This window comes from Chloroflexota bacterium (assembly GCA_035652535.1).
Taxonomy (GTDB): domain Bacteria; phylum Chloroflexota; class UBA6077; order UBA6077; family SHYK01; genus DASRDP01.
In genome coordinates this window covers 1-18529 of sequence record DASRDP010000156.1, presented here as the reverse complement: position 1 = coordinate 18529, position 18529 = coordinate 1, and the positions used below count along the sequence as shown (strand labels likewise).

Sequence of the window (18529 nt, the reverse complement as noted above, 5' to 3'; positions counted from 1 at the left end):
CGGGCCTGTCCAATTATGTCAACTAATGTCGAGCTCCACGCCGCGCCCGAGGGCCAGCGCCCGCTCGTACCCCAGGCTGGCGAGGGCGATGTCGCCGAACCCACCCTGCGCCTCGCGCAGCACGACGATCCCCGGGCTGCGCGCGACCTCGCCGGCGATCACCTGGCCCAGCTCCAGGACGTGCGCCTCGAAGTCGAGGTTGCGCGAGCGGAGCGCCCGCACCAGCGGCCAATCCTCGCGGTAGTCGTGGACGTTCATCTCCTGCACTTTGGACGTCGTAACAATCTGGCTGGCGCGGATGAATACCTCGTCATCCACCTCTGACCGGAGCCCAGCTGCCACCACGAATGCGCCGGGCGCCAGCCACGAGCCGTGCAGAGCCGGCGTGGTCGCGTTCGTAATGACGAGGACCATGTCCGAATCGGAAACCGCGCGCTCGGGATCATCGACTGGCGTCACGGGTATTCCCAGCGCCGCGCTGGCTTTGGCCGCGAACTCACGCCTCGGGCCTTCGTGTCGGCTGAACGCAGCGATGCGCTCCACGGGTCGCACCCGGCACACGCTCTCGATCAGTCCAAGGGCGAGTCGACCGGTCCCCAGTAACGTGAGCTGGCGCACGGTTGCTGGCGCAAGGACCCGTGTGCCGAGAGCGACCGTCGCGTCCAATCGAAGGTCTGAGAAGGGATACGCCATGAAGCTCTTCAGCCGACCCGACGGCGTATCGTAGACGAGGGCGTACGACGGATTGTGCGGTCCGGTCGTGACCCGCACCCCCATCCGATGCTGGCCTGCAATGCCACCGGAGCGCAGGATCAGCAAAGCCCCGTCGCTCCGCATCAGCGATGGTGGCCAGGCGGCGACGCCTCCTTTGGCTTGCACGCAGAAAGCCGTCTCGAGACACGCGACCGCGTCGTCGAAGGTGACGAGGTCTTCAACGTCCGCGCTTGTCAGAACTCTCACTGCCATGTCGAGTGGTGAAACTCCACGGGTGCGGCTCAGGCGAAGTGTAGCACCTGAGATCGCGCGGACTTCGGGCCGGGATTTGTCCGCCTTTCGTCACGGTTCTCTGTCGAAGTGTGACGGCAGGACACCGCGTTCGCTGTGGAACAATGAAATTGAACTCTGCACGTGGAGGGTCCGTTGGACGCCTCTTCGGCCCGCACGCGTGCGACCGGCCGTCTCGTTCTGCACCTTCCGCTGCGCCATCGCGCCGCGCGGGGCAACGACCAGCGGGGACGCCGCGGCGCCGGGATCGTATTCGCCGTGGCCTTCTTGGCCGCGCTCGTGCTCGGCGTGTGGGCGACGACGTATGCGACGAGCTCTGCGGTGATGCTGGCGGAGCGCGGGGTGCGCCAATTCCCCATGGGCGTCCCTGGCGGGCGACCGCTTGACACCGATCTGCCCCAAACCGCGCGCATCACCGCGCGCGATGGGTCAGTCGTGTCTTACGTGAACGACGTCCACTTCGGATGGCGCCAGAGCGTCCCCCTGTCACGCATTTCGCCCAACATGGTCCTGGCCACGCTGGCGGCCGAAGACCGTCGATTCTTCACACATGGTGGGGTCGACCCGGTGGGCATCATCCGCGCCGCGATTCAGGATGCCAGTAGCGAGGAATTGCGCTCGGGCGCCAGCACGCTGGACATGCAGCTCGCCCGGGACATCGTCCTGCGGGATGAGCGAAACGACCAGACGCTCTCGCGAAAGCTTCGCGAGGCTATCGCGGCCATTCAGTTGAACGAGCGGTATTCAAAAGCCCAGATCATCGAGGCCTATCTCAACACCGTGTACTACGGGAACATGGCGTACGGAGTCGAAGCTGCCGCCGAACGCTATTTCGGGAAAACCGCGGCCCAGCTGACCGTTCCGGAGGCCGCCCTGCTCGCCGGCCTGCCCCAGAGCCCCACCGCATACAACCCGGAACGCGACCCCGACGCCGCGCTCGCGCGCCGGAATCACGTGCTGGACCTGATGGCCGCGTCGTCATTCATCCGTCAAGCGGACGCGGACGCGATGGAAGCCGAGCCCATTGAGCTAAGCGACACCTATGCGGCGCTCCCGCCCGGATCGCACTGGGCCAACTACGTTCAGGACATTCTGCGCGACCGATTCGGCCCCAAACTCCTGTACACCGCGGGACTTCAGGTGGAGACAACCCTGGATCCACGCATCCAGAGCATGGCTCAGCGCGTCGTCACGGAGAACGGAGACGTCCGACGTGTGGCGCACGCCAACAACACGGCAGTCGTGGTGCTCGACGCTCGGACCAGCCAGATCCTCGCCATGGTGGGGAGCAAGGACTTCAACGACGCATCGATCGACGGCCAGGTGAACGTGGCAATTTCGAAGCGTCAGCCCGGGTCGTCCATCAAGCCGTTGGTCTACCTGACGGGCTTCGAAAAGGGCCTCTACCCGGCGGTGCAGGTCGTGGACGCCCCCACCGTCTTTTCCGCGCCACCCGGCCAGCCGCCCTATGTGCCAAAGAATTACGAGAACCACTACTACGGCCGCGTGACGCTGCGTGATGCGCTGGGAAACAGCCTGAACGTCCCAGCGGTCAAGGTGCTCAAGTACGTCGGCATCCCCGCGTTTCAGGACATGGCGCGGCGGTTCGGCATCACGACCCTTGACAACTGGGATCCTCGGTGGCTGTCCCTCACCCTCGGCGGGGGCGAGGTCAAGCTCCTGGAGCTCACGAACGCGTACGCGGCAATTGCGCGAGAGGGAGCGTATCTGCCGGCGGAGCCGTTCCTCAAAATCACCGACGCCAACGGAGCCGTCCTGTACGAAGCGTCGGACCACCCGGTTGGCGATCAGGTCGTCGATCCGCGGCTCGCTTACCAGCTCCTGAGCGTCATGGGAGACACGAGCGCTCGGGAGGTGACGTACGCCCCCAACTCGCCCATCAATCTTCCGCGCCCGCACATGGTGAAAACCGGGACGACGGATGACTACCGGGACACGTGGACCATCGGCTGCATCCCGCAAATTTGTGTCGGCGTGTGGATGGGCAACACGGACAATCGTCCGATGGTGAAGCCGTCCAGCTCCCTCACGGCAGGAAAGGTCTGGAGCGATCTGATGCGGGCCCTCATCGAAGACAACGATTGGGCGCCGGAGCCGTTCCCGGTCCCTGACGGCGTCACCGTCGTCACCGAGAGCGACAGATCGGGAGCGCGGCCGCGGGTCGTTCCGCACGAGGAGGTCTTCCTCCCCGGTCAGCAGGGACATCGGGAGACGTTAGAAATGGACTGGAGGCGGCCGGACCAATGACGCGTCGCCCGCTGGCCGTTTCGAGCGCATCCGTCCTCGTCGTCGTCTCGGCGTTCCTCATCACGTCCTGCCGCGAAGCCAGATTTGTGGCGCACGTCACCGCCCGCGCGCTGGACGAACGGCCCGCCCAGGTCGTCGCTCCCACCCCAGTGGCGCAGGCGGCTCCCTTCGATCCCCTGCGCATCCCTCCCGACGAGGCGTCGACCTTTGACTTCCGATCCGATGGAACCGCCGAGAACGGAGACCTGCTCTACCACGTTCGCATTAAGGCCGGCGGTAACCCGGCCACGGTTGCCCTCGCCAAGCTGACCCCGCTGTTCGAGATCGATGGGGAGTCCGCGCCGGAGTACGTTACCGACGCCTTCTTCCGGGCGAACCCCGAGCGGAACGCTCGGTCAATCCAGCCCGGGGACGAGTTCGAGCTGGAGCTGCCACCCGACACGTTCGTCGTCCGGAGCACGATCGAAGCCACCGAGACGTATGGCGGAACCGCGATCGTTCGGACCTATGTGAGCGAACGTGGGGACGTTCTCCGCTACTACCTGACGGAGCCCTTTCCGATTCGCTACGAGACCATGCGGGCGGGCGACCCCGGAAATTGGGTCGTCCGCTTTGATCCGGACCTCGCCTATCTCCTTACCCGGGGACTGACCGATCCACGACGATTAGCCCAGGCCGTCTATCGCGTGGCCGATCCGGACGTTTTCCAGACCGAACGGATCCGCTCCCTGATCGCCGACGTAGCACCACACGCAGAGCTGACGCTCGAGGTGGACCGCACCCACACATACCTCGATCCGGTGCGCGAAGTCCTCTCCCGGGCTAGCGCGGTGGTGCCCGTAACCGAAAACGATCGCGAGGATCTGACTCGCTACGTGTTCACGCCAGATTCGGGCTCACCGTTCGCTGCTGTGGAAGACGCGTTGGGCACCCGCTCTCACATCACCGAACTGCCCGACGGCCGCGTCTTTCGGATCCAATACGGCTGGGATGGTGTCGTTCGCGTCTTCTATCGGACCGGCCGCGACGACGCCCGGGGGATGCGCGATCCGTACGCGCTGCAGGAAAACGAGCGCTGGGCGGCGCTGTATGCCGCAATAGGCGCATCCACCGACAGCCCCGTGAAGTGGGGCCCAGGCATTCCGTCGGACCTGCCGCCGTTCCCGTCCGCCCGGGATCCCGCCAACGGCGACGAAGGGTCGTTCGATTTTTTGATTCCGGGGCGCACGCTCGTGCTCACCTTCGAGCCAACACGGTTTCAATCGGACGTGCGCGCCGAATCGGAGCTCCGCTCAGGCCTGCGCGAGATGCAGCAAGAGCTGCGCGGACCTATCGAACAGGGCAGCGCCATCATCAATTGGCTCACGGGACGCTCCCGCTCGGGGTCCGATCAGCCGCGCCAGATCGTCGAGCGCGCCCCGGCTGAAGGCGGCTGACACCCGAACGCGGCGACCCGCACCCGTTCTGGTCACAGAACTCTCGCGTGTGCGCACGATCTGTTCACCCGCTGGTAACCGGTTGCAACGGGAAACGTTCTCCGTCCACCGCGATACTGGACCAGTTACACCACATTCACGGCGAACAAGTAACGGAGTTTGCCACACTTGTACACACTTGGAATCAATTCGGCATTCCATGATTCGTCAGCTTGCCTGATATGTGACGGCGTGATTGTATCAGCAGCCGAGGAAGAGCGCTTTACGCGTGTCAAACATGGGAAGCGACCAACTCCGTTTTCTGCATACGAGCTGCCATACCACGCCATCGACTATTGCCTCCAAGAAGCGAATCTTCGCCTAGTCGACGTCCAGCACGTCGCCTATTCGTTCGACCCGTTCCAGCTTCTCGCGCGCCGCAACGCCGATCGGCGCCTCGTCCTCCCACTCGAGCCGAGCAGTGTCGAGGCCACGCCCTCGTGGGAATCGCCGTGGGAGCCGCTTTTCCTGTCATACGTCGTAAACGCGCCCCGCCAGCTTGCCAGTGGAGCGCCCCATCACCTGAGGTCTCGGTTCGAAGGGGCGCGGCCTGATGGTCCGTATACCTGGCACTTTGTGGACCACCACCTGACTCACGCGGCGAGCGCCTTCCACGCGTCGCCCTTCGATCGAGCCGCGGTCCTGACCGTCGACGGCCGCGGCGAGCGCGCGACCACGAGCTACAGCCTCGGCTCGGGACGCGAGCTCGAGCAAATCGGCCGGGTCGAGATGCCCAACTCCCTGGGGCTGCTGTACGAACAGGTCACGGCCTATCTCGGGTTCCTTCGCGCGTCCGACGAATACAAGGTGATGGCGCTTGCCGCGTTTGGAACGCCCCGATACCTCGCCGAGTTTCACCGCATCGTGGAGCGCGCGCCGGACGGCCAGTTCGTCGTCCACCAGGTTGACTTTGGGCCGCTGTTCGGGCCTGGTCGTGCGCGCAACGGGGCGTGGGAGCAACGCCACTTCGACGTGGCCGCTTCCCTTCAACGAGTTCTTGAAGAGACGGTGCTCGAGGTGGCCCGATGGCTCCACGAGCGCACGCGCGCAGAGAACCTCTGCGTCGCCGGCGGCGTCGGCCTCAACTGCGTGATGAATGCGCGGCTGCGCGATGAAGGCCCGTTTCGTCGCATGTGGGTCCAGCCGGCGGCGGGCGACGCAGGAACGTCCCTCGGCGCAGCCCTGTGGGTCGACGCGCACGAGCGCGCTGGCGCCGAGCGATGCTACCGGATGGACGATGTGTTTCTCGGCCCGTCCTTCTCGGACGATGAGATCGAGCGGTTCTTGACCTGGGCGAAGATCCCATTCCGACGGCTGGAGGACGTCCCGAGGGAGACGGCCGAGATCCTCGCCGAAGACAAGATCGTCGGCTGGTTTCAGGGGCGCATGGAGTTCGGGCCGCGCGCTCTCGGCGCCCGCTCGATTCTCGCGTCTCCCATCCATGCCTCGATGCAGGAACGGCTGAATGAGATCAAGGACCGCGAGGACTTTCGCCCCGTCGCGCCAGTAGTTCTGGAAGAGGAGGCGCCGAACTGGTTTCGCGGCGCGGCAACCTCGCCCTTCATGCTGTTCGTCCACGAGGTCCTTCCTGAGGTCGCCGACCGGATTCCGGCGGTCCGCCATATCGACGGGACGGCCCGCATCCAGACCATCAATCGAAGCCAACACCCCGTCTACTACGACCTAGTCCGCGCGTTTTCTCGCCGCACGGGGGTGCCCATTCTGGTGAACACCTCCTTCAACACGCGCGGTGAGCCGATCGTGTGTACGCCGAGAGACGCGGTTGAGTGTTTCTGGTCGTCGCCCCTGGACGCACTGGCAATCGGGTCGTTTCTCGTCACGAAGGCGGAGCTGCGCCGATGACCGCATCCGGGTTGAAGGTTTCGGTCGTTGTTCCGACCTTTTGGCGCCCCGATCAGATCGCGCGGTGCCTGACGGCGCTCCAGCGGCAGGATCTGCCGCCTGACGAATTCGAAATCATCGTGGCCGACGACGCGGCCAGCCGGGAATGCGAGCGGCTCGTCACGGCGTTCGCGTCGCAATCCCGCCCGGGGCCCACGATTCGCTACGTCCCCGTTCACGATGCGCACGGACCCGCCGCCGCACGGAATCTCGGGTGGCGCGCCGCGGGCGCCGAGATCGTGGCATTCACGGACGATGACTGCGTCCCGTCGCCGAGCTGGCTGCGCCATGGCCTGCAAGCCATGAAGGACGGCGCTGACGGCGTTTGGGGGGCCGTTCGCGTTCCGATCCCTCCAAACCCCACCGATTACGAGCGTGAGGTCTCGCGGCTGGAGGACGCGGAATTCGCGACCGCGAACTGCTTCTTCCGTCGCTCCGCGATCGCGGAGATCGGCGGATTCGACGAGCGGTACACGGCCGCATGGCGCGAGGACAGCGACCTCTGGTTTTCCCTTCTGGAACACGGGAAGCGGCTGGTCCATGCCCCGGACGCGCTGGTGGTCCATCCGGTCCGGCCAGCCCCCTGGGGCATCAGCTTGCGCCTCCAGCGGTTGAGTCAGTTCAACGCGCTCCTGTACAAAAAGCACCCAGTCCTCTACCGAGCCCGCGTTCAATCCGCGCCCCCGATTCGCTACTACTCCATCCTTGCATCGGCCCTGGGCTTCGTCGGGGGGCTGCTGACGCGGCGCCATCCCGTCGCCGCTGCCGCTGCGGCCCTCTGGATCCTCCTGACCGGGCAATTCTGCGCCGAGCGCCTTCGCGCAACGTCGCGCCACCCGAGCCACGTGGCGGAGATCCTGGTGACGTCGTCGCTCATTCCTCTGGTGTCCATCTTTTGGCGCGTGCGCGGGGCATTCCGGTTTCGCGTGGTGTTCCTATGACCGCGCCCGTCCGCCCGCGCTCAGCGGATCTGCGGCTTCCACCGCTGCCAACGTTCGTGCAGTTGGAGCCCGTGGGGCAATGCAATCTGCGCTGCGCCATGTGCCCAATCCAGTTTCGTGAGGACGGGCCTCCATATGGGCCACCGGCGTTCATGGAATGGCGAATCTTTGAAGCGATCCTCGACCAGCTTCCGGGTCTCGAGGAGCTTCATCTCCAGGGGCTCGGAGAGCCGATGATGCACCCGCGGTTTTTCGACATGGTTCGCTTCGCAACGGCTCGAGGTGTCCGAGTCAGCACCAATTCGAACTGCACGCTCCTCACCCCACGGCGGGCCGAGGAATGCGTGCGCAGCGGACTCGACTGGCTGCACGCCTCCGTCGATGGCGCGACGCGAGACACTTACGAGCGCATTCGCGTGCGCGCCCAATTTGACCGGCTCCTCGATAACATCGGGAGCTTGCGTTCCGCGAAAGCGAGGCTGGAGAGCGATCTCCCGCACATGCGACTGGTCATGGTGCTGATGCGGGAGAACCTGCACGAGCTGCCGGAAATCGTGCGGCTGGCGCACGCATTTGCCTTCGAGGCGGTCTTTGTCCAGCACCTGTGTCACGACTTTGGCGAATCCAGCCTCCCCGACCGCTATCGCCCGATGCGCGAGTTCGTGCAACGCCAAACCTTGCTCGGGTCCGATGAGGAGCAGGTCCACCGCGTATTCGCGGAGGCTCGGGACGTGGCAGACCAGCTCGGGGTCGAATTGCGCCTGCCGAACCTCCGTCCACGCCCGCATGCCCCCGGCGTGCCGGGTCCGGACCGCTGCGCGTGGCCGTGGTCGGGCGCGTACGTGAGCTACCAGGGGATCGCAATGCCCTGCTGCATGGTCGCGACGCCGGACCGCGCCAACCTCGGCAACATGGGGAACGGTGGTGTCGCCGCCATCTGGTGGGGACCTGAATACGCCCGGTTCCGCCAGCAGCTTGCGTCCGACAGGCCGCCGGGCGTCTGTGAGGCGTGCTCGGTTTACTCGGGGACATTCTAGCCCGCGACGCGGATTCCCAGACCAGCCGATCCTGGCAGCTCAAGAGGAAAGGCCGAAATGACCCACCCCCTGCGCATTCTCACCTGGCACGTCCACGGAAGCTACCTCCTGTATCTGAGCCAGTGTCCGCACGAATTCTTTCTCCCGGTGAAATCTGGGCGTCCGCACGGATACGGTGGGCGTTCGGGCCCGTTCCCGTGGCCCGACAACGTGTACGAGGTCGACGCGGCCGACCTCCGCTCGCTGACGTTCGACTGCATCCTCTTCCAGACATCCCAGCATTTTTTGGAGGACCAATACGACCTTCTCACGCGGGACCAGCGCCGCCTTCCGCGGATCTATCTCGAGCACGATCCGCCGCAGGCGCATCCGACGAACACGCGGCACATCGTGAACGATCCCGATGTCCTCCTCGTTCACGTGACCCACTACAACCGGCTCATGTGGGATTGCGGCCGAACGCCGACCCGGGTCGTGGAACATGGCGTCTTCGTGTCGGAGCAGGCACGCTACAGTGGCGAGCTGTCCCGGGGGATCGCGGTGGTCAATCACCTCGCGCGCCGAGGCAGGCGGCTCGGGGAGGACGTCTTCCGAGAGATGCGCAGACGTGCGCCGATCGATCTCGTCGGAATGGCAGCGGAGGAGAGTGATGGCCTCGGAGAAGTCCCATTCGATCAGCTCCACGTGCTCCTCGGGCGATATCGGTTCTATTTCCATCCAGTCCGGTACACGAGCCTGGGGCTCGCCGCGTGCGAGGCCATGATGATCGGGATGCCGATCGTGGGCCTCGCGACGACTGAGCTGGCGACCGTCATTACCAACGGCGCCGAGGGCTATGTCAGCGCCAAATTCGACGATCTTGCGGATGCCATGAGCGCGCTGCTCGACGACCGAGCGCTCGCGACGCGAATGGGCGCGCAAGCGCGCCAATTGGCGATGGAGCGCTTCGGGATCGACCGGTTCGTCGCGGACTGGTGCGACGTGTTCGCAACGGTCACCGGGCGGCGCGATTCGCCGCGACCAGCTCGAGAGCGGCGCTCCATGGTCGATCACGCGCTGAAGATGGGTCCCTTGGGGGCAGCCGTATGAGCAAGCGCATCGCCATCATTAGCGAGCACGCATCGCCCCTGGCGTTCCTGGGAGGCGTGGACAGCGGCGGCCAGAACGTGTACGTCGGCCAGGTTGCCAGGCACCTGGCAACGTCTGGCTTCGAGGTCGACGTCTTTACCCGACGCGACACGACGCTCCTGCCAGAAGTCACGGATTGGATCCACGGCGTCCGGATCGTGCACGTACCAGCAGGGCCGGCGCGGCACGTCCCCAAAGAGCAACTCCTGCCCTACATGGACCGATTCACCACATATCTCCTGGCCCGGTGCCGTCGCAAGCGCCTCGGCTACGACCTCATCCACGCAAACTTCTGGATGTCCGCGCTGGTGGCTATGCGGATCAAACGGGCTGTCGGCATTCCGTTCGTCGTCACGTTCCACGCGCTCGGCCGCGTCCGGCGCCTCTACCAGCAGGATGCCGACGGTTTCCCGGACGAGCGGTTCGCCATCGAAGAGGAAGTCGTCGCGGAGGCAGACCGCATCATCGCGGAATGCCCGCAGGACGAGGAAGACCTGATCCAGCTCTACAACGCGGACCCTGCAAAGATCGACGTCGTACCCTGCGGATTTGATCCGGCCGAGTTCTGGCCGATCAGCAAGCCGCTCGCTCGGGTCGCGATCGGTTTGGACCCGGACGAACGGCTCATCCTTCAACTCGGGCGCATCGTGCCGAGGAAGGGGATCGACACGGCCGTTCAGGCCCTCGCACGGCTCGGGCGCGTTTGTCAGTTACCCGCCCGTCTCCTGATCGTCGGGGGCGAGGCGGACGACCCGAGCCCGATCGCCACGCCGGAAATCGGTCGCCTGGAGGCGCTGGCGCGAGCCGAGGGTGTCGCCGACCGCGTAACATTCGTCGGGCGCAGGAACAGGGACGCGCTCAAGTACTACTACAGCGCCGCCGACGTATTCGTGACCACACCCTGGTACGAGCCGTTCGGCATCACGCCCCTGGAGGCGATGGCGTGCGGGACGCCGGTGATCGGATCGAACGTCGGGGGCATCAAGTTCTCGATTCGCGATGGCGAGACGGGATACCTCGTGCCGCCGCGCGATCCCGACGCCCTGGCAGGTCGGCTCGCACATCTCTTCGAGCGTCCCAAACTGCTGAACCTCTTCCGCAAGAACGCGATCCGTCGGGCCAACGACCTCTTCACCTGGCAGCGCGCGGCCGATGCGATTTCCGAGATCTACGACCACGTCAGCTCAGCGCGATATCCAGCATGCGACGACGTCAACGGCCTCCACGGAATCGTCGATTCCAAATTCGACATCCTCGGCCAGACTCTGCGCGAATCCCATCGCCGGCTGAAGGGGACGATGGTCGAGGCCGCGCGGGAGATCGTCGCGTGTCTTGGCCGCGGTGGGAAGATCCTCGTATGTGGTAACGGCGGCAGCGCCGCCGACGCCCAGCATTTGGTCGCCGAGCTGGTGGGAAGGTTCAAGGCCGCGCAACGCCCGGCGCTGCCCGCGCTTGCCTTGACTGCCGATAGTGCGGTCCTCACCGCGCTATCCAATGATTTCGGCTACGAGCACGGGTTCGCCCGGCAGGTCGAGGCTCTCGGACGCCCGGGCGACGTGCTGATCGGAATCAGCACCAGTGGCCGCTCAGAAAACGTCGCCTGCGCGCTGGACACGGCACGGCGCATCGGCATGCGAACCGTCGGGCTCCTCGGAGGGGACGGCGGCCGCTCAGCGCCGGCCGCGGATGTGAGCCTGATCGTCCCATCCTTCGACACGCAGCACGTCCAGGAGGTGCACATCGTCGTGATCCATGCGCTGTGCGAGATGGTAGAGCACCAGATTCTGCCCCACGCGGCGCGGCTCTCCGGGGGCCCGCGCCGTCTCCGCCAGGCCCCACGCTCAGCCGGCTCGATCGCCGCCGCCACGACCACGACCACGACCACGACCACGACCACGACCGCGACCAGGGTCGCGTGAGGTGAATCCATGATGGAGCTCCGCGGCAAAGTAGCGATCGTGACCGGTGCAGGCAGCGGGCTCGGCGCGGCCATCTCCGCTACTCTCGCCGAGGCCGGCTGCCGCGTGCTCGTCGCCGACGTACGAGCCGAGGCGGCCGCCGCTGTCGCATCCAGCCTGACCGAACGTCGACTCGAAGCGGCTGGTGCGCGCGTCGACGTTTCGTCAGAAGCCGAAACGGGCGCTGCCGTCGAGCGGGCGATTCGGGACTGGGGGTGCGTAGACGTGCTCGTCAACAACGCCGGCGTGGACGTGACGGTCCCCATCGAGAAGCTGTCGGCGCAGCAGTGGGACCGAATCCTCGCGGTCAACCTGCGCGGTCCCTTTCTGATGTCGAAAGCCGTGCTTCCCCTCATGAAAGCGCGCGGAACGGGGCACATCGTCAACGTGACATCGACGGCGGCCAAGCGAGCATGGGCGAACGCCGCGGCGTACCACGCAAGCAAGTGGGGCCTCCTCGGACTCAGCCACGCCATGCACGTCGAGGCCCGGCCACACGGCGTGAAGGTAACGGCCGTGGTGAGCGGCGGGATGCGAACGCCGTTTCTGCTCGAGCGCTTCCCGGAGATCGACAGCGGGCTCCTGCAGGATCCGCAGAATGTCGCCGACACGGTCCGATACGTGCTGAGCCAGCCGCCCGAAACCGTGATCCCCGAAGTGATGGTCCTGCCAATGCGGGAGACGTCGTGGCCATGACCCGGTCGCGCAAAGCCATCTTCCTCGACAAGGACGGAACGCTCCTCGAAGACGAGCCGTACAACGTCGATCCGAATTTGATTCGCCTCATGCCGGGGGCCGCCGAGGCAGCCAGGGCCCTCCGGGAGGCCGGATATCTCATCGTGGTCGTGACGAATCAGTCCGGTGTCGCGCGTGGGCTCTACCCGGAATCGGCCCTCACGCCGCTGCGGCAGGCGCTCGCAACGCTTCTGCGCGCCGCTGGCGCGGACGTGGACGGCTTCTACTGGTGTCCACACCATCCCGGTGGATCGATTGCGCGCTATGCCCGGCAGTGCAGCTGTCGAAAGCCGGAACCCGGTTTGCTCCTCCGAGCCCGGGACGAGCTGCGCGTCGACCTCCGCGAGTCCTGGATGGTGGGAGACATCCTGGACGACGTGGAAGCGGGGCGACGGGCCGGGTGTCACGTATGCCTGGTCAACAACGGCCACGAGACGGAGTGGGTGCTGACGCGCGATCGCGTGCCCGAGCTTGTGGTCCGCGACCTCCGGGAGCTGGCTCGGCACGTCCTCAGCCGGCGATGGAAGGAAGGACGACCGCGAGATCCCGCGCCCATTCGGCGAAGCACGGGGATGATCGCATGAACAACGATACGGCGAGCGTGGTGGATCGCTTCTCCGGGCAGCGCGTGCTGGTCATCGGCGACGTCATGCTCGACCGTTTCCTCGAAGGGGCGGCCGGCCGGCTATCACCAGAAGCGCCCGCGCCCGTTGTCGACGTTCGGAGGCGACGCGAGCTTCCAGGTGGCGCAGCCAATACGGCAGCGAACGCGCGTGCGCTCGGGGCAAGCGTCGAGCTACTCGCCGTTCGCGGCGCTGACCGAGCCGGCTGTGTGATCGGTCAGATGCTCGCGGCGCGCGGCGTTGCGACCGATGGGCTGCTCGCGAGCCCAACGCGCGCGACCCTTACGAAGGCTCGCGTCGTTGCGGCGCATCAACTCCTGGTCCGGTACGACTTCGGAAGCACAGACCGGATCGATTCGGCGACTGAGGCGAACGTCCTCTCTGCGCTTTCGGCAGCCTTTGACCGCTGCGATGCCGTCATCGTCTCTGATTACGACTATGGCGTGCTGACCCCGCGCGTCATCGCCCATCTGCACCACCTGCAATCCCGGAAGCGACGAGTTGTCCTGATTGATGCGAAACGGCCGGGCGTTTACAGGAACGCGCGCCCGACCGCAGTCAAGCCCAACTATAGCCAGGCTCTGGATTTGCTCCGCCGCGGTCGCGATCCGCGCGAGCTGCGGCGAACAGACGTGATCGAGCGCGGCAGCCAGGCTCTGCTCGCGGCCAGCGGCGCCGAGCTGGTCGCGGTGACCCTGGATTCGGAGGGCGCGATCATCCTGCAGCGAGGTGCGCCGCCGCATCGATGCCCGCCCACGGCTCCGCACTGCGCGTCCGCGGTCGGCGCGGGGGACACCTTTGCGGCCGCGTTCACGCTCGCCCTGGCAGCCGGCGCCTCGGGCCCGTGCGCCGGAGACATCGCATCGGCTGCGGCAGGTCAGGTCGTACGGAAGGACGGCACGGCTACATGCACGCGCGAGGACCTTCTCACCGCCCTCGGACACGGAGCCGCCGCCTCCGCGAGCCACGCCCGTGCATTGGCCGAAGAATATCGACGCATCGGACACCGCATCGTCTTCACCAACGGTTGCTTCGACCTGCTCCACCCCGGCCACGTGGAGCTCCTTCGCCGTGCGCGCGCCCTTGGAGACGTGCTGATCGTCGGCCTGAATTCCGATGAGAGCGTGCGGCGGCGCAAGGGACCGAGACGGCCGATCAATTCCTCGGAGGTCCGCGCGGCCGTCCTGCGAGGCCTTCGATTCGTGGACGACGTGATCGTGTTCGATGACGAAACGCCCGCCGCTCTCGTCGAAGCGATTCGCCCGGACGTCTTCGTCAAGGGGGACGACTACACGGAAGCGGACCTTCCGGAAGCGCCCATCGTGCGCCAGTACGGCGGAACTGTCTGTCTGCTCCCCTGTGCTCCTGACCATTCCACGTCCGGCCTCGTCCGACGGATCCGCGCGGCTCGACGTTGCGCAAGCTAGCGGGGATCGGCTCCAGTCCTGCGCGCGGCTGGCGCAACGCACGCAAGCTCCTCTGCGTTCGGCTGGACTCGCTCGGCGACGTCTTAATGACAAGTCCCGCGATCCGCGCCCTGAAGTCGTCTCAAAGCGGACGAACGGTCACCCTCCTTGCCTCCCCAACGGGCGCGGTTGCCGCCCGTCTCCTGCCAGAGATCGACCGGGTGATCGTCTTCGACGCGCCCTGGGTCAAGCGCGAGTCCGCCGTGACCGATCGCAGACCTTCGGGCCTGGCGATGATCGAGCGACTGCAGGCCGAGCGCTTCGACGGGGCCGTTATCTTCACGAGCTACAGCCAGAGTCCACTCCCCGCCGCGCACCTGTGCTACCTGGCGAAGATCCCGCTGCGCCTGGCCTACTGTCGCGAGAACCCCTATCAGCTTCTCACCCACTGGGAGCGCGACCCTGAGCCGGAGCGCTTCGTCCGCCACGAGGTGCGCCGCCAGATGGATCTCGTCGCGACGACGGGCGCGACCGCACGCGATGATCGAATTCGGGTACGGGTCGACGCGAAGGCGGTGAGACGCGTCCAGAAAATCCTCAGAGCTCGGGGAATCGATCCCAGTGACCGGTGGGTCGTGGTGCACGTCGGGGCGCGCGCCCCGTCCCGTCGATACCCGCCCACCCGATTCGCCAGCGTCATCCATTCGCTGGAGCAGGATGTCGGCTGGCGGACCGTCATGACGGGCGGGTCGGAGGAGATCGAGCTGGTCGAGTCGGTCCGGGTGGCCGCGAATGCGAACGCTGTGAGCCTCGCCGGGGCTCTGGCGATTGAGGACGTGGCGGCGCTGCTTTCCCTCGCGCCGGTGCTCATCTCCAATAACACCGGCCTCGTCCACATCGCCGCCGGCGTGGGAACCCCGATCGTCGACATGTACGCGCAGACGAACCCGCAGCACGGGCCGTGGCGTGTGCCGAGTCGCGTGCTTTTCTACGACGTGCCGTGCCGCAACTGTCTCAAGAGCATATGCCCAGAGGGGCATCACCGGTGCCTCGAGCTGGTACCGCCTCAGGCCGTCGTTGACGCGGTCCGGGCGCTGACGGAGGACGCTTGTGGTCAGCGCGTCGCAGCCTGAGAGCGCCGACACGGGACCGCATTTCGAAGAGCGTGCCGAACGGCCCCAGGCCGGTGAGCGGGATGGGATCAACCTCAGCTCCCTCCGGCGCATCGCGGTCTTCCGCGCGCTTCACCTCGGTGACATGCTCGTCGCCGTTCCGGCGCTTCGCGCGCTCCGCCGAGCGCTGCCACGAGCCGAGATCGTCTTCGTGGGCCTTCCGTGGGCCCGAGAGTTCCTCGCGCGTTTCCATTATGTCGACCGGTTCCTCGACTTCCCGGGGTGCCCGGGTATTCGCGAAACCGCGTATTCGCCGGCTCGGACCGAGCGATTCCTGTCCATTGCCACGAAGCTCCGCATCGACCTGGCCATCCAGATGCACGGGAACGGCGCCGCGAGCAACCGTTTCGTCGCATCGCTGGGCGCGCGCGCAACGCTCGGCTATGCTATCGACCCTGACCGTTCGGTGCTGTCGCTTCCGCTCGCATATCCGGGTGACAACGTGCCGGAAGTCCAGAAGCCACTGCGGCTGCTGGAGCGCGCAGGGATTCCGCCTCAGGGAACCCATCTCGAATTTCCGGTGCTGCGGGATGACATTGACGAGCTGGACCGATTGGCCGAAGATCGGGGGCTCGATTGGGACGAATTCTGGATTGGGATCCACCCGGGCGCGAGCGCCGCGTCCCGGCGTTGGCCGCTGGAGCGCTACGCGCGCCTGGCGGATCGCCTGGTCACGGATCTCGAAGCGCGCGTGGTCCTCTTCGGTGGCCCGGGCGAGGGGGAGCTTGCCGCCCAGATCCCACGATGGATCCGCCCGTCGGTCTTAGATCTGTCCGGGCAAACCAGCCTGGGCGTCCTCGCCGCGGCGATCCATAGGCTGCGTGGGTTCATCAGTAACGACAGTGGACCGGCCCATCTCGCCGAGGCCGTTGGATGCCCAACCGTCACGATCTTCGGCCCAGGAAACGTGGCGCGCTGGGGCCCGCGAGATCCTGGCCGTCGTCGGGTGGTAGTAGCGCCGGTTCCGTGCGCCCCCTGCGAGCATCGCGAGTGCCCCATCGATCACCGATGCATGACCGGCCTATCCGTGGACGCGGTGTTCGATGCCGCGGCGCGGGTCGTTAGAGGCCAGCAGGGTCCCGCGTAAGCGGCGGCACCGGTGGCGCATGGCGCCTCACGATTGCCCGAGCACCTGTTCCAGTAACTCCGCAAGACGCGGGCGGGCGGATGCGGCCTCTTGGCCGTAGATCTTAACGCCGGTGACGACCACCGGCGGAGGCTGGATGGCCTGTTGGCCATCGGCTGGCACGTCCAGGCGGTTGCTGGTGTATCCCATCGGCTTCGCCAGGGCGAGCTGCCCCTCCCGCGATAACAGCCAGTTGACGTAGACGTTGGCGGCGTTCGGGTGCGGAGGATGGCTGAATATCCCCACCGACCCGTACCCCGTGCCCTGGGCGGTCCCCTCGCGCACGTTCTTCGGGTCCACCGTGGCGATGGGAGCACCGTCATCGACTCGCCGCTGCACAGCCGTGGGCGAGCCGCCCACCAGTGCCGCGAACCCGCCGCTGGCGATCCCCTCGGCCTCCGCGTCCGGATCGTGCATGACTCGCGGCCGCTGCGCCACCAGCGCGCGGATGAAGTCAGGCCCGAGATTTGGATGAAGGTAGAAGAACGTAAATGCCGCGAGACCGCTGCCGGGCAGCCGTGGGTCGTCGATGATGATCCGGCCCGCCCACGACGGGTCGAGCAAGTCTCGATACGACGTAATCCGGTCCGCGCCCACGAGGTTCGCGTTGACGACCACAACCGCGGGCTCGAAGCGCGTCATGATCGCCAGCTCGCGATTGGGTCCTGCGTATTCGATTCCACCGTTGCTCCATTGGTCTGGGCTCGTGACCTCGTCGAGAACCAAGTGCGCGGGCAGCGGATCGAGCGCACCATTTGGCGTGAGCGTCATCAGGGCCTGAACGGGGTCGCCGACGAAGAGGTCGTACGGGTTGCTCGCCGCGGCGCTCCCGCCCTGGGATTGCGCACCGCCAGCCTGGCTCACGTAGCGAACGGTGATCCCCGATCGCCGCTGGAAGGTCTCGGTGAGGGCGCCCCGCAGCGTGTCATCCTCCGGGCCGAGGATGACGACCTCGCCCTCGCGCTTCCCGGCCGAAAGCAGCTCCTGCCACTTGGCTACGGGGGCCTGTTGCTGGGGAGGGGGCGCGACCTGCTCGTGCGATTCGTCACCGCCGGAGCACGCGACCATCGCCATGGTCGCTGCGGTCGCGCAACACAGGATCGCAAACCGGGACCACCGCGACATCACGCCGCTACCGTGGCAAGAATTGGATGGCAGGGATCGCCGTCGGGCCGAGCACGAGTTGACAGACCTCAGTGCGGATGGCATGCTTGCCCTCGCGCGCAGCGCGGGCTAGCCCGCCGTTGGTTTCGCGCAGCGCTGGGCGGGTGCAGGAGTCGCAGAGGCAGTACGGGCACGGCACAGTGTATCGCATCAGCGGGAGACGGTTGCGTGAGTCTATTGGCCTCGGCCCAGGAGTACTTCGACCGGGCGGCGCGTGTCATGGGGCTCGACGATCGCATCCGAGCCGTGCTGGTGAATCCCGAGCGCGAGGTCCGCGTCAACCTCACCATCGAGCGCGATAACGGTCAACTTGCCAGCTTCGTGGGTTACCGCGTCCAGCACAACAGCGCCCGCGGCCCCATGAAGGGGGGGCTTCGGTACCATCCGCTCGTCGACATGGACGAGGTGGCCGGCCTCGCGTCGCTGATGACGTGGAAGACCGCAGTGATCGATCTTCCGTTCGGCGGCGCGAAGGGCGGGATCTGTTGCGATCCGAAGAGCATGTCCTCCGAGGAGCTGGAGCGGCTCACCCGCAAGTTTGTCCAGAAGATCCACGACGTCATCGGTCCCCAGCTAGATATCCCAGCGC

General features: G+C 66.2%; 15 protein-coding genes. 13 read left to right on the top strand and 2 right to left on the bottom strand.

The annotated features are described in order from the left end of the window. Positions 1-18: 18 nt before the first annotated feature. Positions 19-966 (bottom strand): hypothetical protein, encoded by a 948-nt coding sequence (locus tag VFC51_19385; protein ID HZT09192.1) that lies wholly within the window; start codon positions 964-966, stop codon positions 19-21. 174 nt (positions 967-1140) lie between these two features. Between VFC51_19385 and VFC51_19380 the strand changes: the two genes are divergently transcribed. The 12 genes from VFC51_19380 (at position 1141) to VFC51_19325 (ending at position 16737) form a co-directional block, all read left to right on the top strand. Continuing rightward, positions 1141-3273, top strand: coding sequence for a transglycosylase domain-containing protein (locus tag VFC51_19380; GenBank protein HZT09191.1), 2133 nt, complete (start codon positions 1141-1143; stop codon positions 3271-3273). After that, entirely contained in the window at positions 3270-4709 is a 1440-nt protein-coding gene (locus VFC51_19375; GenBank protein HZT09190.1) for a hypothetical protein, read from the top strand. Before VFC51_19380 ends, VFC51_19375 begins: the two co-directional genes overlap by 4 nt. Before the next feature lie 168 nt (positions 4710-4877). Next, positions 4878-6611 carry a carbamoyltransferase C-terminal domain-containing protein gene (locus VFC51_19370; protein HZT09189.1) on the top strand — a complete coding sequence of 578 codons (1734 nt, stop codon included), beginning with the start codon at positions 4878-4880 and terminating at the stop codon, positions 6609-6611. Further along, positions 6608-7591: a glycosyltransferase gene (locus VFC51_19365; protein ID HZT09188.1), complete on the top strand. Its 984-nt coding sequence runs from the start codon at positions 6608-6610 to the stop codon at positions 7589-7591. Before VFC51_19370 ends, VFC51_19365 begins: the two co-directional genes overlap by 4 nt. Next, complete coding sequence (locus VFC51_19360) at positions 7588-8628, top strand: radical SAM protein (GenBank protein HZT09187.1); 1041 nt, start codon at positions 7588-7590, stop codon at positions 8626-8628. Before VFC51_19365 ends, VFC51_19360 begins: the two co-directional genes overlap by 4 nt. A gap of 57 nt (positions 8629-8685) precedes the next feature. Beyond that, the gene (locus VFC51_19355) at positions 8686-9717 is read left to right on the top strand and encodes a glycosyltransferase family 4 protein (protein HZT09186.1); all 1032 of its coding nucleotides are present in this window, start codon (positions 8686-8688) and stop codon (positions 9715-9717) included. Then, a complete protein-coding gene (locus tag VFC51_19350; protein HZT09185.1) occupies positions 9714-11675 on the top strand; it encodes a glycosyltransferase in 1962 nt (653 codons plus the stop codon). Before VFC51_19355 ends, VFC51_19350 begins: the two co-directional genes overlap by 4 nt. Positions 11676-11684: 9 nt before the next feature. Further along, entirely contained in the window at positions 11685-12410 is a 726-nt protein-coding gene (locus VFC51_19345) for an SDR family oxidoreductase (GenBank protein HZT09184.1), read from the top strand. Then, positions 12407-13033: an HAD family hydrolase gene (locus tag VFC51_19340; protein ID HZT09183.1), complete on the top strand. Its 627-nt coding sequence runs from the start codon at positions 12407-12409 to the stop codon at positions 13031-13033. Before VFC51_19345 ends, VFC51_19340 begins: the two co-directional genes overlap by 4 nt. Further along, positions 13030-14499 (top strand): D-glycero-beta-D-manno-heptose 1-phosphate adenylyltransferase, encoded by a 1470-nt coding sequence (gene rfaE2 / locus VFC51_19335; protein ID HZT09182.1) that lies wholly within the window; start codon positions 13030-13032, stop codon positions 14497-14499. The genes VFC51_19340 and rfaE2 overlap by 4 nt, the downstream gene beginning before the upstream one ends. 86 nt (positions 14500-14585) lie before the next feature. After that, positions 14586-15611, top strand: coding sequence for a glycosyltransferase family 9 protein (locus VFC51_19330; GenBank protein HZT09181.1), 1026 nt, complete (start codon positions 14586-14588; stop codon positions 15609-15611). Next, positions 15589-16737, top strand: coding sequence for a glycosyltransferase family 9 protein (locus VFC51_19325; GenBank protein HZT09180.1), 1149 nt, complete (start codon positions 15589-15591; stop codon positions 16735-16737). The genes VFC51_19330 and VFC51_19325 overlap by 23 nt, the downstream gene beginning before the upstream one ends. A gap of 27 nt (positions 16738-16764) precedes the next feature. Here VFC51_19325 and VFC51_19320 read toward each other — a convergent pair whose 3' ends face one another. Then, complete coding sequence (locus VFC51_19320; protein ID HZT09179.1) at positions 16765-17850, bottom strand: ABC transporter substrate-binding protein; 1086 nt, start codon at positions 17848-17850, stop codon at positions 16765-16767. Positions 17851-18159: 309 nt separating this feature from the next. On the opposite strand from VFC51_19320, the gene VFC51_19315 reads away from it, so the two are divergent. Continuing rightward, positions 18160-18529, top strand: a 370-nt coding sequence (locus VFC51_19315) for a Glu/Leu/Phe/Val dehydrogenase dimerization domain-containing protein (GenBank protein ID HZT09178.1), incomplete at its 3' end; no start/stop codon positions are given.